Source organism: Nocardiopsis protaetiae, assembly GCF_045446735.1.
Taxonomy (GTDB): domain Bacteria; phylum Actinomycetota; class Actinomycetes; order Streptosporangiales; family Streptosporangiaceae; genus Nocardiopsis; species Nocardiopsis protaetiae.
The window spans coordinates 1-297 of sequence record NZ_JBJJBV010000582.1 but is presented as its reverse complement, the minus strand read 5'-3'; the positions used below and the strand labels follow the sequence as shown (position 1 = coordinate 297).

The window sequence follows — 297 nt, the reverse complement described above, 5'->3', positions numbered from 1 at the left end:
GACCCCTCACCGGGGCACTTTTCACCTTTCCCTCACGGTACTAGTGCACTATCGGTCACCAGGACGTATTTTGGCTTAGCAGGTGGTCCTGCCAGATTCACACGGAATTTCTCGGGCTCCGCGCTACTCGGGGACAGCGTCCAACACCCGACCAGAACCTTCACCTACGGGACTCTCACCCACTCCGGTACCGCTTCCCAACGGATTCAGCTAGCTCTGACCACAAAGTGCTCCAGGTCGGCAGACCCGGACAGACACGCCCCACAACCCCGCACACGCAACGACTGCCGTCTATCA

1 rRNA gene is annotated in these 297 nt (G+C 59.6%); it reads right to left on the bottom strand.

From position 1 onward, the window contains the following. Window positions 1–2 precede the first annotated feature (2 nt). Window positions 3–297, bottom strand: a 23S ribosomal RNA gene (locus tag ACJOT3_RS34765); the annotation flags it as partial.